Source organism: Pseudarthrobacter sp. Pseusp20 (genome assembly GCF_059492155.1).
Genome location: NZ_CP168521.1, coordinates 239747 through 263195 on the forward strand (window position 1 = coordinate 239747; position 23449 = coordinate 263195).

The window sequence follows — 23449 nt, forward strand, 5'->3', positions numbered from 1 at the left end:
GTCCCGACGTTTACGGCGTGCAGGTCGCAGGCGTTCCGGGCGTCTGGCCGGCCGCACAGGTTGGCAGGGGCGAGAGGGGCGTGGGGCCCGCCACGGGTGAGGACGTGGTGGGAGCAGGCGTGGGTGCCGCCGTCGTGGGCGCGGGTGATGGAGCGGTCGCGTAGATGACGGTAATCAGCGAACCCTTGGGCACCACGCCGGTCGGATTGAGCTCCAGGACGGTGCCGGGGGCGGCCGTCCGGCTCTCCTGCGGCAGGACCGTCACCTGGAGTCCCAGGTTGGCAAGGGCAGTCTGGACCTGGCGGTAGTCCTTGCCGAGGTAGGCGGCCGGGATCACGTTGACAGTGTCCTGGGTGGGCTCGGAAGTAGGCGTCGGCGTCGGTGTGCTGCGCGTCTGCGTCGGCGTGGCTGACGCAGTGGTCCGCGTGGGCGTTGCCGACGACGGCGGCGCGCTGCTGGTGGTGATGCCGGATGTCGGGTTGCCGGAGGGCGAGAAGAGTCCCATTTGGTTCAGCAGGAAACCCACCAGCGCAAACAGGAGCAGCAGGATCAGGGCGACCAGGGGCCAGGTCCATGGACTGCGTCCCTTGCGCCGGGGCTCATCGGAGGGACCGTCGTCGTACGTTTCCTCCTCCTGGTCCCAGTTCCGCTCGGCAGCCAGCGCATCGGCCCGGGCCAGTGGCCCCTTGGGAACATCCCCGTCGGCGGAAGCGCCCGCGGCGCCCGCAGCCAGCCCGGCCGCGGCGCCCGCCGCGCCGGCACCCAGCACTGGAAGGGCTGATGTGGCAGCCGGAGTGGAGTCATGCTGGGCGCCAATGACTCCGGTGGGGGCAGTGGCAGTGTCAACGGGGGCCGTGATGGGCCCTGTGTCGGCGTCGAAAAGAAGCATGCCGGGAACGGCGGCGCGTGCTGCGCTGATGTCGCCGTTGCGGATGGCCTCCGCAGCCTCGGCCAGCTTGATGGCGTTGGCGGGACGGTCCTTGGGGTCCTTGGCCAGCATTGACATCAGGAGGGCCCGGACCGGGGCCGGCAAGGTCTCCGAAAGAGGCGGCGGAGCGTCGTTCACCTGGGCCAGGGCAATGGCGATCTGCGATTCGCCGGAGAAAGGACGGTGCCCGCTGAGGCACTCGTAGCCGATAACGCCGAGCGAGTAGATGTCCGAGGATCCCGTGGCGGTCTGGCCGGTCGCCTGCTCGGGTGCCAGGTACTGCGCCGTTCCCATGACCTGGCCGGTCTGCGTGAGGGGCACCTGGTCGGCGAGTCGGGCGATGCCGAAGTCCGTGACTTTGACCCGTCCGTCCGGGGTGATCAGGAGGTTGCCGGGCTTGACGTCGCGGTGGACCAGGCCCTGGGCGTGGGCGACGGCCAGGGCGCGGGCGGTCTGCGCAATGATGGACAGCGTGCGGTCCGGCGACAGCACTTGTTCGTGCTCGATGATGCTGCTCAGGGGCTGGCCCGGGACCAGTTCCATGACCAGGTAGGCCGAGCCTTCTTCTTCGCCGTAGTCAAAGACGTTGGCGATCCCCACATGGTTCAGCAGGGCAGTGTGGCGGGCCTCCGCACGGAAGCGCTGGAGGAATCCGGGGTCCCCCGTGTACTCCTCCTTCAGCACCTTGATGGCGACGATGCGGCCCAGGACGAGGTCTTTGGCTTTCCAGACTTCCCCCATGCCGCCGATCGCAATCCGCGTGGTCAGCTGGAATCTGCCGCCGAGGGTGATTCCGGTTGTAGGCCTCACTTATTCAACACCGCCTCAAAAATCTTCTTCGCGTTAGGACTGGTCAGCTGTGCGCCGGTGGTGATGTTCACGCCCTCCATGACGATCGTGACACTCACCTGCGGATTGTTTGCGGGCGCGAAGCCGGTGAACCAGGAGTTATTGGTTCCGTTCCCGAGCTCTGCGGTTCCTGTCTTGCCCGCCACCTGGACGCCGGGGACCGCTGCGCCCTTGGCAATGCCCTCGCTGACTGCGCTTGCCATCCACTCGGTGATCTGGCTGGCGATCTGCGGGGTGGTGGAGGTGCGCAGTTGCTGCGGCTGCGGTTCGTCGATGACACGAAGGTCCGGAGAGCGCAGGGTCTTGATGAGGTTAGGCTGCATCTGCTTGCCGCCGTTGGCGATGGCGGAGGTCATCATGTTGATCTGCAGCGGCGTGGCGCGGACATCCTTCTGTCCGATTGCCGACTGGGCAAGGCCGGGTGCGTCCAGGTTTCCGGGGAAACCATTGCCCAGCGCGTGGCCCAGCTTCAGCTGGCCGCCGACGTCCTCGCCGAAGCCGAACTTCTTGGCCTGGTCGGCGATGGCGTCGCGGCCAAGATCCAGGGCAATGCTGGCGAAGGGGGTATTGCAGGACTGCTGCAGCGCGAAGGCGAAGCTGGCGGTGTCCCTGGTGTAGCAGTTGCCGCCCGCGTAGTTGGGCAGTTTGTACTGGATGCCGTCAAAGGGCATCTCCGCCGGGTTGGGGAGGACACTGTCCTTGTTGTACTTGCCGGAGGCAAGCGCCGCCGCGGTGTCCACGAGCTTGAAGACCGATCCCGGTGCGAGCAGCTCGCCGGTGGGGCCGCTGACGTTCTGGTTCAGGTTGATGCCCGGAACCTTGACCAGCTCGTTCATGCCGGCGCGCTCCGCGGCAGCGTCCTGGGTGGCCACAACGTTGGGGTTGTAGGACGGCTTGGACACCATGGCCAGGATGGCGCCGGTCTTGGGGTTGGTCACCACAATCGAGCCGCGCTGTCCGTCCGGGATCAGGCTGTAGGCAAGCTTCTGGATCTGGGGGTCGATGGTGAGTTCCACGGACGCGCCCTTGGGCTGGTTGCCCAGGAAGAGCTGGCCCACCCGGTCAAGGAAGAGCTGGTCCGAGTTCCCTGCCAGTTCGGCGCCCATGGCCTGTTCCAGGCCGGTGGCGCCATAGTTCTTCGAGAAGTAGCCGGTGATTCCCGCATACAGTTCCGGCTGCGGGTAGGTGCGCTGGAACTTGCAGGTCTCCGAACCGGTTTCCACCGACTCGGCAACGGGGGTGCCCCCAACGATGATGGCGCCGCGGTCGTTGCAGTAGTTCTGCAGGATGGCACGCTGGTTCAGGGGGTTGGTCTTGAGGTCGTCGGCGCCTACCACCTGCACGTAGCTGATGGCCCCGAACAGCAGTGCAAACATGGCCACTGCGGCTACCCATGAATGCCGGATTGCCTGGTTCATGCCTGCTTCACCGCCTCGGTTGGAGTGTCAATGCCTGTTGCCGCTGCCGTCCCGGCCGGCGGCAACGGTGTAGTGTCCACCGGCCCGCGGGCCGCATGCGAGATCATCAGGAGCAGTCCCACAATGATCCAGTTGGCCAGAAGGGACGAACCGCCGGCCGCCAGGAACGGCGTGGTAAGCCCGGTCAGTGGAATGAGCCGGGTGACCCCGCCGATGACCACGAAGCACTGAAGCGCCACCGCGAAGGAAAGGCCGCAGGCGAGCAGCTTTCCGAACGCGTCCCGTGTGCCCAGGGCGGCGCGGAATCCGCGGGTGATCAGCAGCAGGTACAGCAGGACGACGGCGAACAGGCCGATGAGGCCCAGTTCCTCGCCCAGGGAGGCGATGATCATGTCGCTGTTGGCGAACGGGACCAGGTCCGGGCGGCCCTGGCCAAGGCCGGTGCCCACCAGGCCGCCGTTGGCCATGCCGAACAGGCCCTCGATGACCTGCCGGCTGCCGTTCTCGTAGACATCGGGGGAGAAGGCGTTGAGCCAGCCGTAGACGCGCTGCTGGACGTGGGAGAACACCTGGGCGGCCACGAAACCGCCGCCGAGGATCAGGGCCAGGCCAATCACGACCCAGCTGATGCGGCTGGTTGCCACGTAGATCATGACGATGAAAAGCCCGAAGAAGAGCAGGGAGGAACCAAGGTCCCGCTGGAAGATCAGGACACCGATGCTGACCAGCCACGCGGTGATCATGGGGCCCATGTCCTTGAACCGGGGAAACTGCAGGGGGCCGATCTTGCGGCCTGCCAGCAGGATGAGGTCACGGTTGGAGGAAAGATACCCGGCGAAGAATATGGCGAGCGTAATCTTGGCTACTTCGCCCGGCTGGAACGTCATGGGGCCAAACCTGATCCACACCCGTGCGCCGAGGATTTCGCCGGCGCTGATTCCCGGGACCAGGGGCAGGATCAGCAGCAGGGCGGACGCAGCCAGGGAAATGAAGGTGAACCGGCGCAGGATGCGGTGGTCCTTCAGGAAGAACACGACGGCGATGGCCACCGCCATGGCGATGAGGGTCCACCGGAGCTGGTTGTTTCCCGTGTCCTCGCCCGGAGCATCCAGGCGGTGGATCATCGCAAGACCCAAGCCGTTAAGGGCGACGACAATCGGAAGTATTACCGGATCGGCATACTTTGCGCGGAAGCGCAGGACACCGTGGAAGGCCAGGGCTGCCGCCGCCAGCAGGCTGGACTGGAACCAGAAGTCGGAATCGAAGGCCTTCTCCTGGTCCACGCCCACCATCATGTTGGCGCCGATGCCAACGGCGAGGGCCAGGAGCAGGAGGGCAAGTTCAACGTTGCGGCGGGGCTTTGGCAAAGTGCTTACCTGGCTCATTTGGCCGCCTCGCAGGTGATAGTCGGAGTGGGGGACGGAGAAGCCGCGGAGGGTGCGGGCGCGGCGGCATCTGGTGCGGGCGGCGGGGCGGCTGCGCTGGCGGGCGGCGCTGCACTTGCCGACGTGCCTGTGCTTGCCGACGGGGCAGGCGCAGCGGCGGAGGTAGATGGCCTGGGGCACTCCTCCTCGGGGGAGGTTGTTCCCGTGAGCTCCAGGTTCTTGACGATCCGCTGCGCGTCATAGAGGTCATTGGCGGGCACGGTCTGGCGGACCCGTTGCTGCGAGAACGGCGGGAGCGAGTCCATGCGGATGTCCGTCACAGCCTCAAGGGAGGACAGCTGGATGGGTCCCAACCGTTGGGAGACCCCGTTGTAGATGGCCACCCGGGAATCGAACTCGCCGACGTAGTAGCGGGTCTGGGTCCAGGCGTACCCCAGCCACAGGCCGACGGCAACGACAACCAGCACGGCGGCTGCAACGGACCAGGCCACCCAGCGGCGCGGACGCAGCGTCGGCAAAGTGTCCTCGGGATCGACGGCCGGTTCTGCCTTATGGGTGAGGAGCGTGGCTGCCCGCCGTGCCACGGTACGTCCGGCCACGGTGGGGATGGAGCCCGATTCGGCGGCGGCAGCGGCAGCACCCACCAGTTCATGCGGGCGGGAGGCAAGTTCTTCGCGGAGGACTTCAGCGGAAAGATGTTCGCCCAGGTGGGGGTCTGTACTGCCGGCCTCGGAGGAGCCGGCCTCCGGATCCCTGGTGCCGCCGACGGCCGTCTTCTTTTCGGGCGCCCGTTCCTGCCCGGCATCGTCAGTGGCTGAACCGGACTTGGCCGGTTCCGTCCCGCCGGCCGGAACAGGGGACGCGGCGGTGGCGCCTTGCCCGCCAGCTGCCGCGGCAGCGGACTTGCCGCCCTGCACCGGCGGAACGATTTCGACGGCGGCCGTGCTGACGTCGTCGGGCGTTTCCTCCACGATGTCCACCATGACCACGGTGACGTTATCCGGCGAACCGGCCTCAAGAGTCAGTTCAACGAGGGTGTCAGCGCATTCGTGCAGGTTGTGGGTTTCCCGGACCGTCCGCTCCACGGCGTGCGCGGCGACGTAGTTCAGCCCGTCGGAGCACAGCAGCCACCGGTCGCCGGGACGGGCGTCCAGGGTGTCCAGATCGAGTTCGGGGCTGGCATCGACGTCGCCCAGGACCCGCATGAGGACATTCTTGTGCGGGTGCGTTTCCGCTTCCTCAGGCCTGAGCCGGCCTTCGTCGATGAGCCGCTGAACGAAGGTGTGGTCCACGCTGACCTGCTTGAATTCACCGTCGCGGAGCCGGTAGGCCCGGGAGTCGCCGATGTGCGCGAAGTGCAGCTTGCCGTCTGCCAGCAGGAGGGCCGTCACGGTGGTGCCCATGCCGGCCAGCTTGGGGTTGATGTGCACCAGTTCGGAGAGCAGTGAGTTGGCGGTCTGGATTTCGTCGGCAAGGATCGTCCCGGCCTCATCGCCGTGGTCGGGGCTGTCCAGGTGGATCATGTCCAGGACGGTCGCGGCTGAGGCAACGTCACCGCCCGCGTGGCCGCCCATGCCGTCGGCGACGACGGCGAGGTGACGGCCCGCGTAGGCGGAATCGTCATTCTTCGAACGGATCCGGCCGACGTCGGACCGCGCCGCGAAGCGCATGATGAGGGGCCGCTGCGCCGGGCTGGAGCCGGTTGCGGGGTTTTCAGCCTCGGCCACGGTCACGGCCTCAATTCAATGACCGTCTTGCCGATTCTCACGGGGACCCCTGGCTCCACGGGCAGGGCACGGGTCAGTTGCTGGTCTCCCAGGTAGGTTCCGTTGGTGGAGCCAAGGTCTTCGATGAACCAACGGCTGCCCTGCGGGAAGAGCCGGGCGTGGCGGCCGGAAGCGTAGTCGTCTTCCAGCACCAGGGTGGCTTCCTGGGCGCGGCCCAGCAGGATGGGGCTGGCCGCCAGGGGCAGGGTCCTGCCCTTGAGCGGGCCTTCGACCACCACCAGTTGCCGGGCCTGCTGCTTTACGGGCTGCGGGGTCTCGGCAAGTTCCGGGTTCCGGCGGACCTGGCGGGCGGTGGGCACGCCGGATGCGGCCTTCCGGCCCAACATGAGGTCCCGGCGCATGGCGGAGACGATGCTGAAGATGAGTACCCAGAGGAGCAGCAGGAAGCCGAACCGCAGCGCGGTGATGGTCAGGTCGCTCATGCGTGGCCACCCGGGTTGGCAGGAAGCAGGCGGAAGATGATCTTTGTCCGTCCCATCGTGATGGTGGAGCCGTCTGTGAGTTCGATGCTTCCGGAGACCTTCTGCCCGTTGACGTAGCTGCCGTTGGTGGATCCCAGGTCCACGGCGCTGGTGGCGCCGTTGGCCGTTCGGATTTCCAGGTGGCGCCGCGATACGCCTGTGTCATCAATGTGGATGTCCGCCTCGGACGACCTGCCCAGGACGATGGACGGGGCGTTCAGCGAATAACGCTGGCCCTCGATGTCCAGCACAGGCTGCAGCCTCACGGGCGGCCGGCTGGGAGCTGCCGGCACGTTCGGCCGGGGCGGCGTGGCGCCGCCGGAGCCTTGGGACTTTTCGGTGGAGGAGGCAATTTCGAAATCACCGGGGCGGAGTGCCGTTTCGCGGCGGAAGGAGATCCGGACGGGCCCCTGGAGGGTGTAGCCCTGGCTCCGGACGTGGTTGATGACCACGTCGCAGAGTTCTTCGGCCAGCGGCGTGCCCCACTCCTGTGCGCGTCCGAAGTCCTCATCGCTGAGCTGGACGTCGAAGACGTTGGGCACCAGCGTACGTCCGGCCGCAATGGTGATCGCTTTATGGTCCACCTCGCGGCGGAGCCTGCTGGCGATCTCCACAGGTTCGACCTGGGCCTTGGAACCGGTGGAGAAGACACCGCGGACGGCCTTTTCAATGCCACGTTCAACCTTGTCCAGCAGACCCATGGTTCTTCTCCTTTCCCCCCGGTTCCGGGGCAGTAGTTGTTGCTGACCAGCACCTGCAGGGCGGTCCGGCACTGCGCGGCATGCCCGCCGGCAGCGGCCACTCCTACATCCGATACTACTGGGCACCCCTGCGAATGACCTTAATCCACAACGGCCGGGCGCCGGCAAAAGTTCAGATCTGTGACTGGTCCGGTCCCAACCCGCGCAAACCGGCGGCGGCTCCGGCCCTCCGTCTCCGGCCGGTGAGGCCCCTCTGTTATGCCGCCTTTAAGGGCATGGGGAAAGGGTGCCGACGGCCAATTGGTAATTTGCGGCATCTGTCCGTTATGCTTGATTTCGCTGCTTTTACGAGGCGCGGAAACGGGAAACCGGACCGGCTGAGTGGAAGAAGTTGCGCGCGAGTGGCGGAACGGCAGACGCGCTGGCTTCAGGTGCCAGTGTCCGAAAGGGCGTGGGGGTTCAAATCCCCCCTCGCGCACGCAAATGGTAAGGGCCCCAATCACACGATTGGGGCCCTTACCTATTTAACACCGGGCTGGGTCTGGAAACGTCAGGGGCTTGTTCGCAGATCCGGCCCTCGAGGGCCTGGATCCGCGAACAGGCTTAGGACCCGGCGGTCCTGGCTGCGTCCTCCTGACTGGACGGGCGCGCCGATGCCTTGAACCGGCGTCGTGAGTTGGCCAGGTGGCAGCGCATGGCTGCCGCGGCCGCAGCCTCGTCACCATCTGCGATGGCGTCCCGGATGGACCGGTGCTCCAGCACCACCTGGTCGAAATGGTCCAGGGCGTAGTGTTCGACGCCGGTCATCAGGCGGGTGCGCGGCATGGCGATCATGGTTTGCCCCAGCGCCGCCAGGCAATCTGAGTAATAGGGGTTGCCGGATGCCGCCGCCACAGCGCGGTGGAACTCGAAATCCGACTTCATGGCGTGGGCAGGGTGGCCTGCGCTTTTGGTGAAGGATTCCAGTGCGGCACTGACGGCCCGCAACTGGCGGTCCGTGCGGTTCCGCGCCGCCAGTGCGGCGGCTTCGGCCTCCACTCCCATCCGGAATGCCAGCAGGTGCAGCCGGTCCTCCGTGGTGGCCACCGGGCGGCCACCCGGCACTGCCGGGGGCACGTCGGTGGGGGGAGTGAGGGCGAAGCTTCCCCGCCCCCGCTCGGTTTCGACAAGCCCTTCGGCCTGGAGCCGGGTGAGGGCGGCGCGGACGACCGTGCGGCTGACGCCAAAGTCGTTGATGAGCGTGTTCTCGCTGGGCAGCTTCTCGCCCGGCTGGATCACGCCGTCGACGATGCGGTTGCGAAGGTCAGCGGCAAGGTCCGCGGTGAGGTTCCGGCTCATGGCTCAAGATTACGCGCCGAACTCTACGCGCTCGGTGGTCCAGGCACGGGCCTGATCGCTGAGCGTGATGCCAAGGCCCGGGCGGTCCGGAACGATCATGCGGCCGTCTTTGGTTTCCAGCCGTTCGTTGAACAGCGGGTCCAGCCAGTCGAAGTGCTCCACCCAGGGTTCACGGGGGTAGGCCGCCGCGAGGTGGAGGTGGATTTCCATGGCGAAGTGCGGTGCCAGGCCCAGCCCGCGTTCGTCTGCGAGGGCGGCGAGGCGCAGGAACTGGGTGATGCCGCCCACGCGCGGGGCGTCGGGCTGGATGATGTCGCAGCCATTGGCGGTGATCAAGCCCTTGTGCTCGGCCACGGACGCCAGCATCTCGCCGGTGGCAATGGGCGTGTCCAGGACCTGTGCCAGATGGGCATGGCCTTCGAAGTCGTAGGCGTCCAAGGGCTCCTCGATCCAGACCAGGTCGAATTCCTCGAGGCGGCGGCCCATCCGCAAGGCGGTGGCACGGTCCCATTGCTGGTTTGCGTCCACCATGAGCGGCACGTCCCAGCCGATGTGTTCGCGGATCCCTGCCACGCGGCGGAGGTCTTCCTTGCTGTCGGGAAGGCCAACCTTGATTTTGATGCCACCGATGCCTTCCTCGACGGACTGCGTGGCCCGGGCCTTAACTTCGTCCAGGGTGGCACTCAGGAAGCCGCCGGAAGTGTTGTACGTCCGGACGGAGTCGCGGTATGAGCCCAGGAACTTCGCCAGCGGCAGGCCTGCGCGCTTGGCCTTGAGGTCGTACAAAGCAATGTCGACGGCGGCGAGAGCCTGGGTGGCGACGCCGGACCGGCCCACCGAGGCACCTGCCCACAGTAGCTTGGTGTAGATCTTCGCGATGTCGTTGGGGTCCTCGCCGATGAGGCCTTCGGCGACTTCCTTGGCGTGGGCGTACTGCGCCGGACCCCCCGCGCGCTTGGAGTAGCTGAAGCCGATGCCGGAGTGGCCCAGCTCCGTGGTGATCTCCGCGAACAGGAAGACCACCTCGGTCATGGGCTTCTGCCGCCCGGTGAAGACCTTGGCGTCGCTGATGGGAACGGCGAGGGGAAGGCGGGCGGTGGACAGTTTGACGTGCCGGATCAGATCAACGGTGCTCATAAGTTCTCCTGGAGGCGGGATAGGGCTCCTTCGCCCCACCTGCTTAGGATATAAGTATCAGACTTGTATTACAAGTACATCCGCCGGAGGTGTGGTGCGACACTCCCGGGCCGGAGCAGGAATAGTGGCGGACCGCTGCGCCGTTGTCGCAGGCATGCAGGCAATTACCTACAGCGAATACGGAAGCCCGGACGTCCTTGAATTGACCGAGAGGCCGATGCCGAAGGTGGGGCCGGGGATGGTCCTGGTCAAAGTGAAGGCAGCCTCGGTGAACCCCGTGGACTGGAAGATCATGGCCGGTTACCTGGATGCGGCAATGGACCTGCAGTTTCCCGCGATCCCGGGATGGGACGTGGCGGGGGTCGTCGAGTCGGTGGGGATCGACGCCCGGGCGTTCCAGCCCGGTGACGAGGTCATTGCCTACGGCCGGAAAGACTATGTCCATGGCGGAAGTTTTGCCGAGTACATCGCATTGCCGGAACGGCTGCTGGCCCGCAAGCCCGAGTCTCTGGGATGGAACGAATCGGCGGGGCTTCCGCTGGCCGGACTGACTGCTTACCAGGTCCTGAACCGCCTGGGCCTCGCGTCCGGTGAGACTGTCCTTATCCACGGTGGCGCCGGTGGAGTGGGGTCGCTGGGCATCCAGATTGCGGTGGCACTGGGTGCGAAGGTCATTGCAACGGCCTCCGAAAAGAACCATGAATTCCTCCGCTCCTTGGGGGCCGAGCCGGTTGCCTATGGGGAAGGACTCGTGGAGCGTGTTCGTGCATTGCGTCCCGCCGGCGTGGAGGTCGTTGCCGACTTCGCTGGAGGCAATCTTGAGGCGACGCTGGCCGTACTGGCTGAAGGGGGCAGGCATGCATCCATCGCCGACAGCGAAGTGGAGGAGCACGGCGGCACCTGGATGTGGGTCAGTCCGGTGGGAGCAGACCTGCAGGAGCTCGCCGGGTTGGTGGACCGGAACAACATCAGGGTAGAGGTTGCCAAGGTTCTTCCGTTGGCTCAGTCCGCGGAGGCTTTCCGCCTGAACATGGAGGGCCATACCCGGGGCAAGATCGTGGTGGCCGTGGACGGAGAAGCCTGATTCAGGGCTTTTGCGGCACGGCTGCCAGCGCTATGAACCGGATGTGGCGTCCTGTGTTCGCAGAGCCCCCAGCCCGGAGATCAGCGCATCAAGCCCCAGGCTGAAGGCGGTGTCGGCAGGTCGGCCACGCTCCCGGCCGGCTGCCGAACTGCGCACCGCGGCGGAGAAGTTGGGGGTGGAGCCGGCCATGGAGCCGGAATCGAAAATGTCCTCCGGAGCGGTGACGTCGTAAGCGGAGCCGAAGATGAAGGACTCCAGCGCCACGATGGCGGGGATGATGCGCTCCTGGGGGAAGCCGGCGTCGAGGAACCCCTTGCTCACGGTTTCGTACATGGCAAGGGTCTGCGGCGCGTCCGTCACGGGCAGGACGGCGATCACGGGAATCAGCGGTGTGTGCTCGGCGAAGACATCCCGGTAGCTCCACGCCCAGGTCCGGACGGCGTCCTCCCAGCTCCCGCCGCCGAAACCCGTAACGTCCACCAGGGACATCAGGTGGTCCTCCACCAGCAGCAGGACGTCCTGCTTTGATGCCACATGGTTGTAGAGGGCGGAGGGAGCGACGTCCAGCACCTTTGCCAGGGCGGCCATGGTCAGCCCGTCATATCCCTTGCGGCTGATCAGTTCCAGTGCGGCTTCGGTAATTCCGGACTTGGCCAGCACGGCCGCAGACGGCCTGCCTGCCCGCCTCCTTTGTGCTCCGCCGTTGCTGGTGGAGCGTCCCTGTGCGGCTGATACTGCCGGCATTGCTGCCCTTTCGTCGATGTCCCCTGCATTATTCCACCCGGCACTTCCCCTCCCGGCAGGCACCCGCTATAGTTCTCATAAATGAATGGCATTCATTTAGTGGTCCCCGTCACTAAGGGGCCCAGAGAGGACATCATGCTGAACCTGAACCGCGACGTCGTGGTCGTCGGAGCCGGGCCGTCCGGACTCACCGCCGCCCGCGAACTGAAAAAGGCCGGCCTCACGGTCGCCGTGCTCGAGGCCCGTGACCGCGTGGGCGGCCGCACCTGGACCGACACGGTGGACGGTGCCATGCTCGAAATCGGCGGCCAGTGGGTTTCCCCGGACCAGACCGTACTCCTGGACCTGCTCCAGGAGCTGAACCTGGAAACGTACCCGCGCTACCGCGAAGGGGAGTCCATCTACATCGGCGCGGACGGCGCACCCGTGCGCTATACGGGTGACACGTTCCCGGTGGATCCGGACACCGCCGTCGAAATGGACCGCCTGGTGGCTCTGCTGGACGGCCTTGCGGCGGAAATCGGCCCCACAGAGCCCTGGGCGCATCCCAAGGCGCGTGAACTGGACACCATTTCCTTCCATCACTGGCTCCGGCAGAACTCGGGCAACGAGGAAGCATGCAAGAACATTGGCCTCTTTATCGCCGGCGGCATGCTGACCAAGCCGGCCCACGCCTTCTCTGCCCTGCAGGCCGTCCTGATGGCAGCCTCCGCAGGTTCGTTCACCCACCTGACGGACGAGGATTTCATCCTGGACCGCCGCGTGGTGGGCGGAATGCAGCAGGTCTCGCTGCTGCAGGCGCAGCAGCTGGGTGACGACGTAATCCTTAACTCCCCGGTGCGCACCGTCAACTGGGAGCCGGATTCCGACGGCGGCCACCGGGTCACCGTTGAATCCGACCGGGCCACGGTCAACGCCCGGTTTGTGATCATGGCCGTACCGCCGAACCTCTACTCCCGCGTCTCCTTCAACCCGCCGCTGCCGCGCCGCCAGCACCAGATGCACCAGCACCAGTCCCTGGGCCTGGTGATCAAGGTGCACGCCGTCTACAGCACGCCCTTCTGGCGGGACAAGGGACTCTCCGGCACCTGCTTCGGGGCGGACGCCCTGGTCCAGGAGGTCTACGACAACACCAACCACGGCGATCCGCGCGGCACCCTGGTGGGCTTCGTGTCGGATGAGAAGGCGGACGCCGTCTTCGAACTCAGCGCCGAAGAACGCCGGAAGGCCATCCTGGAATCGATCGCCGGCTACCTTGGCGACGAGGCCCTGGCGCCGGAGGTCTACTACGAGTCCGACTGGGGCTCGGAGGAGTGGACCCGCGGCGCCTACGCCGCCAGCTACGACCTGGGCGGACTGCACCGTTACGGCAAGGACCAGCATGCACCCGTGGGCCCCATCTACTGGTCATCGTCCGACCTTGCTGCCGAGGGCTACCAGCACGTGGACGGCGCGGTCCGCATGGGCCGGATTACCGCTGCACGCATCGCCGAGGTGGCAAAGGTGCCGGTGGCCGCCGGCTGGTAAATAAGCATGCTTACTAATAGGCTGGCGGCGGGGAGCGTCCCCGACTTTCGACGAACGAGGTGAGGCATGACTGACGCCCAGAGCATCAGCAAGGTTACTGAGATCATCAACGATTCCAGGATCGGGATGGTCACCACCATCAACGAAGAAGGCGCCCTCGTCAGCCGGCCGCTGGCCGTCCAGGAGGTAAAGGACGACGGCGACATGTGGTTCTTCACCGGCCTTGGCACTTCCCAGGTTGCGCATGTCCGGGCTGATCCGCGCGTGAACGTCGCCTTTGGCAGGAAGACCGAATGGGTTTCCGTGGCCGGGACCGCCGAAGTGGTCACAGACCGAGCAAAAATCCGTGAACTGTGGAACCAGGCGGTTGAAGCCTGGTTCCCTGATGGCCCGGATACCCCCGAGGTGTGCCTGCTGCGCGTCGATTCGGATTCTGCCGAGTACTGGACCAGCCCCGGCGGCACGGCCGCCACGGTGCTGCAGTGGGTGAAGGCAAAGGTCACCAACAGCCGGATGAGTGTCGGTGAAAGCGGCACCGTGGAGCTGTAGTTCCCGGGAGCGCCGGGTAAGCGAACGGGGCGGAGCGGCTAGGGCTGCTCCGCCCCTTTCAGTGCCTGCAAGACCGCCGGAAACAGTACGCCGTTCCTTCCCCAGACCGGATCCAGGATTTCCACGTACCAGGAGTCGGCCAGGAGCAGGGCCAGGGCATCATTGGTTTCCTCTGCCCAGTCCCGGATCTGTTCCTCCTCAACGGGGTTCTCGCTGGAGCCGAGCACGGTGGTGACTTCCGATCCGGCAAGGGTTACCGGGATGGCTGCACTGCTTGCCTCGCCCGGTGCATGTGCCACGGTCACCAGTTCGGTGCGGGTGGACAGCGCCAGCAGTTCACCGGCGGTGGCGGCGCTGCAGAATCCGGTGACGTACTCCCGTTGGGCCGCGGCCCCGTTACGGATGCCGGGCTGGGATTCCTTGGTGAACAACCCGTGACGGTTCAGCTCTGCCAAGTCTGTGGCGATGGGTTTGGTCTCGTCGTCGGAGCCCGGCGCAAAGTGTCCAGGCTGGTAAGAACTCCCGCCCTCCAGCCACCGGGCAGTCAGTTCGCCGGCCGCTTCCAGTGTGGTGGCCTGCCGCCAGACTCCGCGGTCCTCCAGCAGGCGGCCATACTGATCGTGGACAGGCAGTTCCTCAGGCTTCATCCTGGGATGCTACCGCCGGGCTCTCCGCTGATCCACCGCCGGCGACACAGCAGTTAACCTCAGGTGGCCTGCTCCGCAGGCAGCGCGGCCGGGATTCCCGCCGCCCGTTCCGCCGCTGCCAATGACGCAGCCAGCCTTCCGACGGCGTCCGGGTAACCCTTGTGCGCGGCCGTCCGCAACTGGTCCGCCGTCCGCATCGCCTTGATCAGTGCCGACGTTTCGGGCAGCCGCACGTCAGTCAGTGCCGGGTAGTCGATGCTGTACGCCGGATCAAGTTCGTAGCGCCGCCACCGGACCATGAGCTCGTCGTGATGCGCGCTGGCGGCCTGGTGGGCCGAACGCTGCCGCCGCCCTTCCCGGCGGACGGTGCGCCAGGCCAGGAACCGGGGGCTGCCACGGTAGGCGGCGATGCCGGCAGCGGCAGCTGCCCCTGTCAACAGCAGTCCAGCCCACGGCGAGACCAGGGCGGGGATAATCAACGCGGGAAGGGCGACACAGGCACCCAGGAACAGGTCCCAAAACAGCTGGTCCGGAGCCTCCGCTGCGCGGCCGGCCAGTGCGTTGCCGGCTGGTGCGCTGCCTCCGGAAGCCAAAGCCCGGCGTCGGACAACAAAGACCGTGGCGGCCACGCTGGCCACCAGCACGGGACCGCACAGCAGGACCGCCCACGCACCTTGAAGCAGCCCCTGCATCAGAGACTCCGCCACAACTGACATCCTGCACCTCCAGCGCCCAGCCCCCGGCCGGAAGAGGCCGGGCTGGTCCTTCCATTGCACCGTCTCCCGGGCGCAGCGTCAATGGCGGAGAAGGCGTGCCACAACCTCCCGGAGCAGCCGGAATAACCGGAGCGGCCGGAATAAAAGGACATGGGGATGCCTTCACCTGAGTTACAAAGGTGCCATCCGCAGGCCAAGGAGGAAGGCAATGGTCAGGATCGCCGTGGTTGTCGGCAGTACGCGGCCGGGGCGGCGCAGTAGGCAGGTAGCCGAGTGGGTCCTCAAGCACGCACAGGAGCACGGCGGCGCCGAGTTCGGGATGCTGGACGTTGCCGATTTCGCCCTGCCCTTGCTTGATGAGCCGTTGCCGCCCTCTTTGGGCAAGTACCAGCAGGACCACACGAAACGGTGGGCCGCGGCGGTAAAGGGGTTCGACGGGTTCATTTTTGTCACCGCCGAATACAACCATTCCGTTCCGGGCGCCCTCAAGAACACGCTGGATTACGGCTACGCGGAGTGGCCGTTCGCCGCGGATTTCCAGGAATACACCACCTTCACACCGTCAGAAGGGGCGGAAGAGGCGCTGCAGCCGCTGCTTGATCAGGTCATTTCCTGGTCCAAGGCACTGCAAACCGTCAGGAGCTGAGCGGTACGGTGAAGGCATGCGACTCAAAATGTGCAGCATCCACGTCCAGGACCCCGCCGCCGCCCATGCCTTCTATACGGGAACGCTCGGCTTTGACACGCTCATGGCCATGCCGGAGTACAACCTCTACATCATCAAAGACCCGGGAGCGGACGACAGTTCAGTAGGACTCCTCCTCGAGCCCAGCGACAACCCAATCGGCGCGAACTACATGAAAGCCGTGCGCGAGGCGGGCCTACCCGCGATAGTCTTCGGGGTTCCCGATGTGCAGGCGGAATACGACAGGCTGGTGGCCGCCGGAGTCAGCTTCAAGACCCCGCCCACCACGGATCCGTTCGGGACCAGTGCAGTGTTCGACGACGGCTGCGGAAACTACATCCAGATCCACCAGGACTGAGGGCTAACGGGCCTGGGTGCGGTCCTTCTTCGCCTGCTTCTTCGCGGCCTCTTCCTTGACCCGCTGGGCCTCGGCGCGGACAGCCGCGTGGGTGGCACGTTCGGTGACCAGCCACTGCGGCGGAGCCTGCAGCAGCGCGGTGATTTCCGCCGTCGTCAGTGCTTCCTCCACGCCGCCGCGGGTTAGGCCGCTGATGGACACGTTCAGCTTCTGTGCCACCACGGGGCGGGGGTGCGGGCCGTTGCGGCGGAGCTCGGCGAGCCATTCCGGCGGGTTGGCCTGCAGTTCGGCGAACTCCTCGCGGGTGATGGTTGAATCCTGGAACTCCTGCGGCGTGGCCGGGAGATAGATGCCAAGTTTCTTGGCAACGGTGGCCGGCTTCATGGACTGGGAGTTTGCAGAGGTCATGCTTCAAGGGTATCCGGGCGGCGGGTACTGTGAAGACGTGCCCTCCGACAATACCCCCTCGCCTGATGCCCAATCCGCCCCTGACGGGCCGGCCGACCAGGCGGCACCCCGGGTGCTGCGCATCGCATACGTGGCCGGCGTGACGCCGGGCAAATGGATCCGCCGCTGGGAAGAGCGGATGCCGCATATTCCCCTTGAGGCATTCATGGTCGACGACGGCGCGCAGCTTGGGAAGCTGCGGGACGGCGCGGCGGACATGGGTTTTGTCCGCCTTCCCATCGAGCGGGAAGGGCTCAGCGTCATACCGCTCTACGAGGAACAGCCGGTGGTGGTGGCGCCGAAGGGGCACGAGATTTCAGTGTTCGAGGAAGTGGCCCTGGCCGACCTGGCGCAGGAGTCATTCCTCGATGTTGCTGCCCTGGGCGGACCGGAGGCCGCGCTCCAGGTGGTTGCCGCCGGCGCCGGCCTGGTGGTCCTCCCCATGTCGGTGGCCCGCCACTTCAACGTCAAGGACACGGTGGCGCGCAGGCTCACCGGCGCGGACGGAACTGAGATCGCGCTGGCCTGGCCGACGGAGGCCACGGATGAGGTGCTGGAGGAGTTCATCGGCATCGTGCGCGGACGCACTGCCCAAAGCTCACGCCAGCCCTCGGCCCAGCCGGTCAAGGTCAAGAAGGATCCGAAGCCGGACCGCCGCGGCACCGGCGCCAAAAAGGCGCCCAAGGTAGCCCAGAGATACGCCCCCAACCCGGACAAGGGCCGGGGGAAAGGGTCCCGAAAGAAGGGCAAGCGCTAGGCAGGAGTCCAGGCCCGGCAACGGCAAAGCCGGCCCGCGGGATGCGGAGCCGGCTTTGCTTTGGTACGTGGATACCCACGCGGGTTACGTGTTTTGGACGTGGTCTTTGGCGTCGGTGGCGCGGTCTTTGACGTCGGTGGCGGCTTGTTGGCCTTCGAGTTTGACGTTTTGGGCGGCGTCGGTGGCGGTGGCCTTGACGTTTTCCATGGCTTCCTGGGCTGGTTCCTTGAGGTCCTGGGCCATGGTTTTGGCGGCGTCGGTGACCTGGGTTGCCAGGGGCTGGGCTGCGGTTTTGAGCTGGTCCGCGGCTTCGCGTTCCTTCTGGCTTGCCGGGATCAGCGAGGAGACCAGGAGTCCGGCGCCGAAGGCGATCAGGCCGGCGGCGAGGGGGTTGCCGGCGGTTTTGGCTTTGACCTGGTCCGGGGCGGCGGAGACGGCGTGGCCGGCGTCGCTGAGTTTTGCTGAGACGGTGTCGCCTGCCTGGTGGAGGCTGTCGCCGGCGGTGTGCATGGCGTTGGTGGTGTGCCCGGCGCCGGTGGCGGTGGTGTCGTGGACATTGGTGGTGGCGTTGTCTGCGGCGCCCATGATTTTCTCCTTGACGCCGGTGACGGCGTCTTTGACCTTGTCGGTTTGGCGGTGGACGATGTTGGACGGGGTGACCTTGTCTGCCACGGCGTCCACGTTGGTGCCCAGGCGTGCCCGGGTGGCTTCTATGTCTGCGCGGATGACGTCAGGGTTTTCGCTCATCGGTTTACCTCACCTGGTTTTAGGGTTGGGGGAATTTCTGAGAGGGTTTCCCCGGTTTGGGGCAGGCCTTTGATCTGCTTGAGTTCGTTGCGGCCGATGGAGGCCAGGACGGCGGCGATGATGGCCCAGATGACGGCGACGATCAGTGCGGACCAGCCCAGGGGCATGATGGCGCCCAGGGCCCACATCAGGGCCAGGGAGAGGAAGAGCAGGACGAAGTGTCCGCCGACGCCGGCGCCGGCGAGCATGCCGGCGCCTTTCCCTGCGCGGGAGGTGGATTGTTTGAGTTCGGCCTTGGCCAGTTCCACTTCCTGGCGCATCAGGGTGGACAGGTCCCGGGTTACGTCGCCCAGCAGCTCGCCCAGGGACGCGTTGTCCGCTTTCACATGCGCCGCACTCGGCGGCATTTCCGGAATCTGGCTACTCATTACAGGCCACCCGTGCCGCGGCGGCCAGTCCCGGAGGTTCCCTCGGTGCCGAACGCCTCGTCACCGGTGTACACGCCGTTTTCGGCCCGGTAGGGGTCGTCGTCGAACCGGAGCGGGGTTTCCTCCGCGGTACCCGAGGGAAGCGTGCTGGTGGATACCGGGGTTGCGCCTGTGACGGTGGGCTCATTGAAGAGGTCATCGTTACCCGCGGCGTACACGGTCTCCTGCCGCAGCGGCGCTACCGGTGACTGCACTGCCGGGGGTGTCTGCGCCGCGCGGTGCTGGCCCGAAGCCTGGACCTGCCCCTGCGAGTCGGGGGCGCCTGCGGTGAGGCCGCGGGTGAGGCGTCCGGCAAGGACACCGGCGCCGGCGGCGAGGAGCAGGAACGTGCCGGGATTGTTGCGGGCGTACCGCTGGACCTCGGTCAGGAGGTCACCGGGTTCCCGGTTCTCCAGCCAGGACGCGATGGAAGACGTCCGCTCGGCTGCCTGCCGGACAAGGTCGCTGGCCATGCCCTGCTGGTCCGGGGCGCTGGCCATGCTGTGCAGCTGGCTGGAAATGTTGCGGATGCCCTCGGCGGCCTTCTGCTGCTGCGTGCCGGCCTGGGTGGTCAGGCCCGACTTGGCCTGGTGGAGCAGGTCCTGGGCATTGAGCTTGGCCTCGTGGGCCACATTCGCGGCCTCGCCCTTGGCGGTCTCCGCTACATTCTGGGCGGCTGATGCGGCTTCACCAGCAACGTTGGAAGCCTCTTCCTTGGCTGCCTGCGACTTGGAGGAATCGGTTGAAACCCCCGTGTAAGAGTCATGCTGGGGCGCTGTTTCCGTTGCGCCGTACGGATCGGCAACACCGGGGGCGGCGGGGGTATGTGGAGTCTGGGGCCATTGGTTCTCTGTCATCATCGCTCTCTTTCAGAAAGGGTTAGCTGGCGAACAAGAACCAGCAGTGCTGGCAACTTAGTAAGCAAGGTTACTAATTAGATACTAAGCACACTTCCCATTTCGATTGCAAGGGGTAGTGGTGTTCGGCTTCCAATGGCTGCGCCTATGCAAGGGCGTGAAGGTGGGCGGTTAGTAAGCCTACTTGCGAATGTGTTGCTAAGCATGCTTATTGTAGGGGTGTAGCGACGCATGGTGACCAGCACTTTCGCCACCTACAGGAAGGCTGCGGCCGATGACCAGCAATCTCGATCCGGACGCCCGGAGCAGCTACCGCCTGATCACTCTGGCGGCACGGCTGATCCAGCGGCGGCAGGACGATGCACTGGCCCCCCTTGGCCTCACCCGTGCCGCTGTTATTGCATTGGAAGGCCTGATGGGGGGCCCACTGAACCAGGAACAGCTTGCCGACGCGATCAGGGTCCAAAGCCAGACGTTGGGCCGTGTCCTGACCCGGCTTGAATCCACAGGACTCATCACCAGGATGCGCCATGCCACAGACCGAAGGCAGCTGAAAGTGGAACTCACCGATGCCGGTGTTGCCGCCGTTGAAGCGGCGCGGGAGGCAGAGGTCAAGGCCTATCCTGACGATCCGGACATCGCATGGAAGGCACTCCGCGAGGAGCTGACAAAGTTTGTCCGCGCCGCACCGCTCAGCCACGACACCGGCGTGGTTCCGTTTGCCCCTCCCGAACACCGGGCCGCGCACGGTCACCGGCCGCAGGCCGGGCGTGCAGGCGGCCTGCGGGGATGGGACCAGCCCCGCCAGAATTGACGGGAAGTCTAAAAAGCAGTGGCCGGACCTTTCGGACCGGCCACTGTTTTGTCCAACCTTCGGCTTCCCGTTCCTCCTCCAGCAGTCCCCCTTGCACCAGGTGGGCTGCATAGGCTGATTACGACGACGGGACGCCCGGGCCCGGGGACCAGCGGAGCAGTGCCGCCACATCCACGCCCTCCGGCAGGACAGGTCCAGGGACCAGGAGAACGCGGGCGTCAGTCAGGGCAGCTGCCCGCAACAGGGCGGCAGGGGCCGGAACTTCGCCAAGTATTCCTGCCGCCAGGGCTTCCTCTTTGGCCGTGGCGATCCACGGTTCGGCATCCAAGGCCAGCATGGTCCGCCGGGACAGGGCGGCGTCATCAAGGATCAGGACCTCAACCTGTCCCTGCTGGAGCGCGTGGACCACAGCTCCCGCCCCGTGGGCCGCTTCCGGATTTGCCTGGCCCTCCTGGACTGCCAGCCTGTCCATGACCGCCTGCTGTTCTTCAGCCCAGACCTCCGCCACCCGCTGGCTGACCTGGTCCTCCAGGTTGGCGCTGTCCGCCCCGGCAGTGTGCGTGTGGGAATCGACCTCCGACAACAGTGCCCTGCCGGCCTCGGAGAGGCTTTCCCTGACCAGCCCGCGGGCGCGGATATCGCCGGCGAGAACAATCAGCCGGGCGCCGCCCGCACTGGCCACCCTGTCTATTTCGCCCGCCACTTCGTCGGCGTTCCGGCGCCACACGTCCTCGGTGTGGTGCTGGAACCGCAGCTCCGACCAGCCGCCGCCATGGAATTTGTGAATGTGTTCGGACTCGCCCTCCACCTCCCGGACGCTGGCAGGGGCCCCCGCCCCGGCACGGTACAACCGGATTTCCCCATGTTCGCGGCTGACCTCGGCCACAACGTACGGAAACTCTTCGGGCTGGTGTTTCAGCAGCGGGAGCAGGTCCGGGACGGGCTCGACGACCATCCTCTCCGGCAAGACCAGCCGGCCCGGGAGCACCTCGTTGAGTTCGGCTTTCCCGCCGTGGACCAGCACGAACCTGGACACGGGGGAGGGCATCCCCGTTGCGGGCGTGAGGGCCTGTTCCATGGCGTCGATGTCAGCGGACGTTGCTCCCTGGGCCTCGAGCTGGGCGCGGGTGTTTCCGGCCCGGACGTCGCCGGCTTCCAGGCTGTCCACTGTTCCGGTTCCGGCATCCACGTAGGCTGTGCACCAGGGGCCGGGCAGGCGGTACAGGTCCGCGTATGCCTTCAGGCCGGAACCGTGGGTGGTATTGCCGCGTTCTGCCATGACGATCTCCTTCGCGCGTGACGTGGTGTCACAGGCTTATTGGTTCGTCACTTCACGCTAGCACCGGGGAAGAGGCGGCTGAAGGGTCTTCCGGCCCCCCGACAGTCAGCCCGTCCGTCAGGCCTGGCAGGCGTCCTTCAAGGCCCGGACTGAGTCTGCCGGCACCTGGTCTCCGGCTTCGGCGATCTGGCCCAACGGCGTCGTAATTTCCGCCGGTACCCCTGCCGTGCGTGCCGCCGAGACGAGCCCGGCCAGCGCCTGTCGGTCCTCCACGCTGACCAGGCCGTCCTGCACCACCGCGCAGATTTGCCGGTTGACTTCCTGTGCGGCGGCGGAGGCAACTTTGGATGCGGCATCGCTGGCGGCATTGCCCGCAGCCTCCTCCACCCCGCCACATCCGGTCAGCAGCAACAGGGCGGTGGACAGGGAGGCGGCAGTAACGACGGCGGCGCGGAAGGTCATGCCTCAAGCGTACCGGCGGTGCCTACCGGCGGGCCGGGACGCCGAGGATGCTGTCCAGGAGTCCGTTCCGGAACTTGCCCTCCGGGTCGTGCCCGGCAGCAAAGGAACGGAAGTCGGCGAAGCGCGGGTACAGCTTTTCCCAGTCATGGGCGTCCGCTGTGAACAGTTTGCCCCAGTGCGGGCGCGCCCCGAAGGGCCGGAGGGCGTCTTCCAGGAATGGGAGGAAGGCTTCCACCTCCGGCTGCAGCGGTTTCCAGGTGAAGTGCAGGGCAACGCTCTGCTGGCGGTAGAAAGGGCTGAGCCAGAACTCGTCGGCGGCTCCGGTGCGGATCTCCGAGACGAAGAGCAGGGGTGCAAGTTGGCCGGCCAGCCCGCGGACTGCCTGGAGGGCGGCGGGGGCGTGCTCCAGGGGAAGGATGAATTCGCTTTGCAGTTCGTCCCCGTTGCTGGGAGTGAACTCGTGCCGGAAGTGCGGCAGCCGGTCCAGCCAAGGCCCGGGTTCGTCCAGCTGTGCAGTGCAATTCTCGGCGGACATGTCCGGCAGCGGGTGCCGGGGACGGAGGGCGGCGGTGGCACCAAACAGGTTGGCGGGTGGTTGCTCCCCGTCGAGTGCTTTGAGCCAGACCTGGTTGATCCGGTCGCCGGCGTAGTCCGTAAACAGGCTCACGCTGTAGGCGCTGGAGACGATGGCGGTGAAATCCGACAGGGCGTTGTCCCAGGGAAGGTCCTCCAGGACACGCTGGCGCACTGTGAAGCTGGGACGTACCGCCAGTTCCAGTCCGGTGACGATGCCCAGGGCGCCGATGCCCACCACGCTGGCAAGGAACTCATCGCCGTCCGCCCGGGTAAGTGTCACCTGCTCGCCCGAGGCCCGCACCAGGTCGATGGATTCCACGGCGCCGGCGAGGGACGGGTTGTCCACCCCGGAGCCGTGCGTGCCGGTCTGGACCGCACCGGCTACCGAAATGTGCGGCAGCGAGGCCAGGTTGTGGATGGCAACCCCGGACTCCTCCAAGGTCCGGCACAGTGCCCCGTAGCTCACCCCGCCGCTGACCCGCACGGTTCCCCGCCCGGCATCCAGTTCCACCTGCTGCGGCAGGGCATCGAGGAGGATGTGGACGCCGTCAGTGTCGCCCACCCGGTTAAAGGAGTGCCGGGAGCCCAGGGCCTTGACCCGCGGCGAGTCCGCCACGATGTCCGCCAGCTCCGCTACGGATTCCGGCCTCCGCACGTCCGCGGAGGAGTATTCGAGGTTTCCTGCCCAGTTCTTCATCGGGTGGCTTTCGTTTGACATCGGTTTCCTCC

General features: G+C 66.3%; 25 protein-coding genes and 1 tRNA gene. 8 read left to right on the forward strand and 18 right to left on the reverse strand.

All coding sequences use genetic code 11. The features are described 5' to 3' along the window. Positions 1–10: 10 nt before the first annotated feature. From ACEN9K_RS01165 to ACEN9K_RS01190, 6 genes are read right to left on the reverse strand one after another with little or no spacing between them, the layout of a single operon-like run. Positions 11–1738, reverse strand: a complete 1728-nt coding sequence (locus ACEN9K_RS01165; protein ID WP_056392312.1) for a protein kinase domain-containing protein — start codon at positions 1736–1738, stop codon at positions 11–13. After that, a complete protein-coding gene (locus ACEN9K_RS01170) occupies positions 1735–3195 on the reverse strand; it encodes a peptidoglycan D,D-transpeptidase FtsI family protein (RefSeq protein ID WP_056392311.1) in 1461 nt (486 codons plus the stop codon). Before ACEN9K_RS01170 ends, ACEN9K_RS01165 begins: the two co-directional genes overlap by 4 nt. Then, positions 3192–4580, reverse strand: coding sequence for an FtsW/RodA/SpoVE family cell cycle protein (locus tag ACEN9K_RS01175; RefSeq protein ID WP_056392309.1), 1389 nt, complete (start codon positions 4578–4580; stop codon positions 3192–3194). Before ACEN9K_RS01175 ends, ACEN9K_RS01170 begins: the two co-directional genes overlap by 4 nt. Then, positions 4577–6307, reverse strand: a complete 1731-nt coding sequence (locus ACEN9K_RS01180; RefSeq protein WP_495635665.1) for a PP2C family protein-serine/threonine phosphatase — start codon at positions 6305–6307, stop codon at positions 4577–4579. Before ACEN9K_RS01180 ends, ACEN9K_RS01175 begins: the two co-directional genes overlap by 4 nt. Before the next feature lie 2 nt (positions 6308–6309). Beyond that, complete coding sequence (locus ACEN9K_RS01185) at positions 6310–6789, reverse strand: FHA domain-containing protein FhaB/FipA (RefSeq protein ID WP_018769901.1); 480 nt, start codon at positions 6787–6789, stop codon at positions 6310–6312. Further along, positions 6786–7529, reverse strand: coding sequence for an FHA domain-containing protein (locus ACEN9K_RS01190; RefSeq protein ID WP_018769902.1), 744 nt, complete (start codon positions 7527–7529; stop codon positions 6786–6788). Before ACEN9K_RS01190 ends, ACEN9K_RS01185 begins: the two co-directional genes overlap by 4 nt. Positions 7530–7924: 395 nt before the next feature. Between ACEN9K_RS01190 and ACEN9K_RS01195 the strand changes: the two genes are divergently transcribed. After that, positions 7925–8007, forward strand: a tRNA-Leu gene (locus tag ACEN9K_RS01195). Positions 8008–8132: 125 nt separating this feature from the next. Here ACEN9K_RS01195 and ACEN9K_RS01200 read toward each other — a convergent pair. Together ACEN9K_RS01200 and ACEN9K_RS01205 are read right to left on the reverse strand one after the other, a co-directional pair. Next, positions 8133–8867 carry a FadR/GntR family transcriptional regulator gene (locus ACEN9K_RS01200; protein WP_495635051.1) on the reverse strand — a complete coding sequence of 245 codons (735 nt, stop codon included), beginning with the start codon at positions 8865–8867 and terminating at the stop codon, positions 8133–8135. A 9-nt stretch (positions 8868–8876) separates the two neighbouring features. Next, positions 8877–10004 (reverse strand): L-talarate/galactarate dehydratase, encoded by a 1128-nt coding sequence (locus ACEN9K_RS01205; protein WP_495635052.1) that lies wholly within the window; start codon positions 10002–10004, stop codon positions 8877–8879. 154 nt (positions 10005–10158) lie between these two features. Between ACEN9K_RS01205 and ACEN9K_RS01210 the strand changes: the two genes are divergently transcribed. Then, positions 10159–11088, forward strand: coding sequence for an NADP-dependent oxidoreductase (locus ACEN9K_RS01210; protein ID WP_495635053.1), 930 nt, complete (start codon positions 10159–10161; stop codon positions 11086–11088). Between the two features lie 30 nt (positions 11089–11118). Here the strand turns inward: ACEN9K_RS01210 and ACEN9K_RS01215 are convergent, their stop codons facing one another. After that, the gene (locus tag ACEN9K_RS01215; protein WP_026265867.1) at positions 11119–11832 is read right to left on the reverse strand and encodes a TetR/AcrR family transcriptional regulator; all 714 of its coding nucleotides are present in this window, start codon (positions 11830–11832) and stop codon (positions 11119–11121) included. Between the two features lie 135 nt (positions 11833–11967). Here ACEN9K_RS01215 and ACEN9K_RS01220 point away from each other — a divergent pair, with 135 nt between their 5' ends. Continuing rightward, positions 11968–13359: a flavin monoamine oxidase family protein gene (locus tag ACEN9K_RS01220; protein WP_018769907.1), complete on the forward strand. Its 1392-nt coding sequence runs from the start codon at positions 11968–11970 to the stop codon at positions 13357–13359. Between the two features lie 66 nt (positions 13360–13425). Continuing rightward, a complete protein-coding gene (locus tag ACEN9K_RS01225; RefSeq protein WP_018769908.1) occupies positions 13426–13908 on the forward strand; it encodes a pyridoxamine 5'-phosphate oxidase family protein in 483 nt (160 codons plus the stop codon). Positions 13909–13946: 38 nt separating this feature from the next. Here ACEN9K_RS01225 and ACEN9K_RS01230 read toward each other — a convergent pair whose 3' ends face one another. Together ACEN9K_RS01230 and ACEN9K_RS01235 are read right to left on the reverse strand one after the other, a co-directional pair. Continuing rightward, positions 13947–14555 carry a DUF6919 domain-containing protein gene (locus tag ACEN9K_RS01230; RefSeq protein ID WP_018769909.1) on the reverse strand — a complete coding sequence of 203 codons (609 nt, stop codon included), beginning with the start codon at positions 14553–14555 and terminating at the stop codon, positions 13947–13949. 59 nt (positions 14556–14614) lie between these two features. Continuing rightward, complete coding sequence (locus ACEN9K_RS01235; RefSeq protein ID WP_051081377.1) at positions 14615–15271, reverse strand: hypothetical protein; 657 nt, start codon at positions 15269–15271, stop codon at positions 14615–14617. 208 nt (positions 15272–15479) lie between these two features. Between ACEN9K_RS01235 and ACEN9K_RS01240 the strand changes: the two genes are divergently transcribed. Together ACEN9K_RS01240 and ACEN9K_RS01245 are read left to right on the forward strand one after the other, a co-directional pair. Beyond that, positions 15480–15917: an NADPH-dependent FMN reductase gene (locus tag ACEN9K_RS01240; RefSeq protein ID WP_018769911.1), complete on the forward strand. Its 438-nt coding sequence runs from the start codon at positions 15480–15482 to the stop codon at positions 15915–15917. A gap of 16 nt (positions 15918–15933) precedes the next feature. Continuing rightward, the gene (locus tag ACEN9K_RS01245; protein WP_026265868.1) at positions 15934–16314 is read left to right on the forward strand and encodes a VOC family protein; all 381 of its coding nucleotides are present in this window, start codon (positions 15934–15936) and stop codon (positions 16312–16314) included. 3 nt (positions 16315–16317) lie between these two features. On the opposite strand, the gene ACEN9K_RS01250 is transcribed toward ACEN9K_RS01245, so the two are convergent. Beyond that, the gene (locus tag ACEN9K_RS01250; protein ID WP_026265869.1) at positions 16318–16722 is read right to left on the reverse strand and encodes a DUF5997 family protein; all 405 of its coding nucleotides are present in this window, start codon (positions 16720–16722) and stop codon (positions 16318–16320) included. Between ACEN9K_RS01250 and ACEN9K_RS01255 the strand changes: the two genes are divergently transcribed. Continuing rightward, positions 16685–17518, forward strand: coding sequence for a LysR family substrate-binding domain-containing protein (locus ACEN9K_RS01255; RefSeq protein ID WP_018769914.1), 834 nt, complete (start codon positions 16685–16687; stop codon positions 17516–17518). The genes ACEN9K_RS01250 and ACEN9K_RS01255 overlap by 38 nt on opposite strands. An 84-nt stretch (positions 17519–17602) precedes the next feature. Here ACEN9K_RS01255 and ACEN9K_RS01260 read toward each other — a convergent pair whose 3' ends face one another. Genes ACEN9K_RS01260 through ACEN9K_RS01270 form a run of 3 tightly spaced genes read right to left on the reverse strand, consistent with a single transcriptional unit; the run spans position 17603 to position 19589 of the window. Then, positions 17603–18265, reverse strand: coding sequence for a DUF3618 domain-containing protein (locus tag ACEN9K_RS01260; protein ID WP_223993201.1), 663 nt, complete (start codon positions 18263–18265; stop codon positions 17603–17605). After that, a complete protein-coding gene (locus tag ACEN9K_RS01265) occupies positions 18262–18693 on the reverse strand; it encodes a phage holin family protein (RefSeq protein WP_223993203.1) in 432 nt (143 codons plus the stop codon). The genes ACEN9K_RS01260 and ACEN9K_RS01265 overlap by 4 nt, the downstream gene beginning before the upstream one ends. Continuing rightward, entirely contained in the window at positions 18693–19589 is an 897-nt protein-coding gene (locus ACEN9K_RS01270; RefSeq protein WP_223995326.1) for a hypothetical protein, read from the reverse strand. Before ACEN9K_RS01270 ends, ACEN9K_RS01265 begins: the two co-directional genes overlap by 1 nt. Positions 19590–19863: 274 nt before the next feature. Here ACEN9K_RS01270 and ACEN9K_RS01275 point away from each other — a divergent pair, with 274 nt between their 5' ends. Then, on the forward strand, positions 19864–20403 hold the full coding sequence (locus ACEN9K_RS01275; protein WP_018770406.1) for a MarR family winged helix-turn-helix transcriptional regulator: 540 nt from the start codon (positions 19864–19866) through the stop codon (positions 20401–20403). Between the two features lie 118 nt (positions 20404–20521). On the opposite strand, the gene ACEN9K_RS01280 is transcribed toward ACEN9K_RS01275, so the two are convergent. From ACEN9K_RS01280 to ACEN9K_RS01290, 3 genes are all read right to left on the reverse strand, one after another. Then, on the reverse strand, positions 20522–21682 hold the full coding sequence (locus tag ACEN9K_RS01280; protein WP_223993205.1) for a baeRF2 domain-containing protein: 1161 nt from the start codon (positions 21680–21682) through the stop codon (positions 20522–20524). A gap of 117 nt (positions 21683–21799) precedes the next feature. Further along, the gene (locus ACEN9K_RS01285; protein ID WP_018770404.1) at positions 21800–22144 is read right to left on the reverse strand and encodes a hypothetical protein; all 345 of its coding nucleotides are present in this window, start codon (positions 22142–22144) and stop codon (positions 21800–21802) included. Between the two features lie 22 nt (positions 22145–22166). After that, positions 22167–23417 (reverse strand): D-arabinono-1,4-lactone oxidase, encoded by a 1251-nt coding sequence (locus ACEN9K_RS01290; RefSeq protein ID WP_223995334.1) that lies wholly within the window; start codon positions 23415–23417, stop codon positions 22167–22169. Positions 23418–23449 lie beyond the last annotated feature (32 nt).

Bases quoted from the DNA above. Each gene is read 5' to 3' on its own strand.
- ACEN9K_RS01170 (WP_056392311.1), bottom strand. From the start codon at position 3,195: ATGAACCAGGCAATCCGGCATTCATGGGTAGCCGCAGTGGCCATGTTT.
- ACEN9K_RS01175 (WP_056392309.1), bottom strand. From the start codon at position 4,580: ATGAGCCAGGTAAGCACTTTGCCAAAGCCCCGCCGCAACGTTGAACTT.
- ACEN9K_RS01185 (WP_018769901.1), bottom strand. From the start codon at position 6,789: ATGAGCGACCTGACCATCACCGCGCTGCGGTTCGGCTTCCTGCTGCTC.
- ACEN9K_RS01190 (WP_018769902.1), bottom strand. From the start codon at position 7,529: ATGGGTCTGCTGGACAAGGTTGAACGTGGCATTGAAAAGGCCGTCCGC.
- ACEN9K_RS01200 (WP_495635051.1), bottom strand. From the start codon at position 8,867: ATGAGCCGGAACCTCACCGCGGACCTTGCCGCTGACCTTCGCAACCGC.
- ACEN9K_RS01205 (WP_495635052.1), bottom strand. From the start codon at position 10,004: ATGAGCACCGTTGATCTGATCCGGCACGTCAAACTGTCCACCGCCCGC.
- ACEN9K_RS01210 (WP_495635053.1), top strand. From the start codon at position 10,159: ATGCAGGCAATTACCTACAGCGAATACGGAAGCCCGGACGTCCTTGAA.
- ACEN9K_RS01215 (WP_026265867.1), bottom strand. From the start codon at position 11,832: ATGCCGGCAGTATCAGCCGCACAGGGACGCTCCACCAGCAACGGCGGA.
- ACEN9K_RS01220 (WP_018769907.1), top strand. From the start codon at position 11,968: ATGCTGAACCTGAACCGCGACGTCGTGGTCGTCGGAGCCGGGCCGTCC.
- ACEN9K_RS01225 (WP_018769908.1), top strand. From the start codon at position 13,426: ATGACTGACGCCCAGAGCATCAGCAAGGTTACTGAGATCATCAACGAT.
- ACEN9K_RS01230 (WP_018769909.1), bottom strand. From the start codon at position 14,555: ATGAAGCCTGAGGAACTGCCTGTCCACGATCAGTATGGCCGCCTGCTG.
- ACEN9K_RS01235 (WP_051081377.1), bottom strand. From the start codon at position 15,271: ATGTCAGTTGTGGCGGAGTCTCTGATGCAGGGGCTGCTTCAAGGTGCG.
- ACEN9K_RS01240 (WP_018769911.1), top strand. From the start codon at position 15,480: ATGGTCAGGATCGCCGTGGTTGTCGGCAGTACGCGGCCGGGGCGGCGC.
- ACEN9K_RS01245 (WP_026265868.1), top strand. From the start codon at position 15,934: ATGCGACTCAAAATGTGCAGCATCCACGTCCAGGACCCCGCCGCCGCC.
- ACEN9K_RS01250 (WP_026265869.1), bottom strand. From the start codon at position 16,722: ATGACCTCTGCAAACTCCCAGTCCATGAAGCCGGCCACCGTTGCCAAG.
- ACEN9K_RS01260 (WP_223993201.1), bottom strand. From the start codon at position 18,265: ATGAGCGAAAACCCTGACGTCATCCGCGCAGACATAGAAGCCACCCGG.
- ACEN9K_RS01265 (WP_223993203.1), bottom strand. From the start codon at position 18,693: ATGAGTAGCCAGATTCCGGAAATGCCGCCGAGTGCGGCGCATGTGAAA.
- ACEN9K_RS01270 (WP_223995326.1), bottom strand. From the start codon at position 19,589: ATGACAGAGAACCAATGGCCCCAGACTCCACATACCCCCGCCGCCCCC.
- ACEN9K_RS01275 (WP_018770406.1), top strand. From the start codon at position 19,864: ATGACCAGCAATCTCGATCCGGACGCCCGGAGCAGCTACCGCCTGATC.
- ACEN9K_RS01280 (WP_223993205.1), bottom strand. From the start codon at position 21,682: ATGGCAGAACGCGGCAATACCACCCACGGTTCCGGCCTGAAGGCATAC.
- ACEN9K_RS01285 (WP_018770404.1), bottom strand. From the start codon at position 22,144: ATGACCTTCCGCGCCGCCGTCGTTACTGCCGCCTCCCTGTCCACCGCC.
- ACEN9K_RS01290 (WP_223995334.1), bottom strand. From the start codon at position 23,417: ATGAAGAACTGGGCAGGAAACCTCGAATACTCCTCCGCGGACGTGCGG.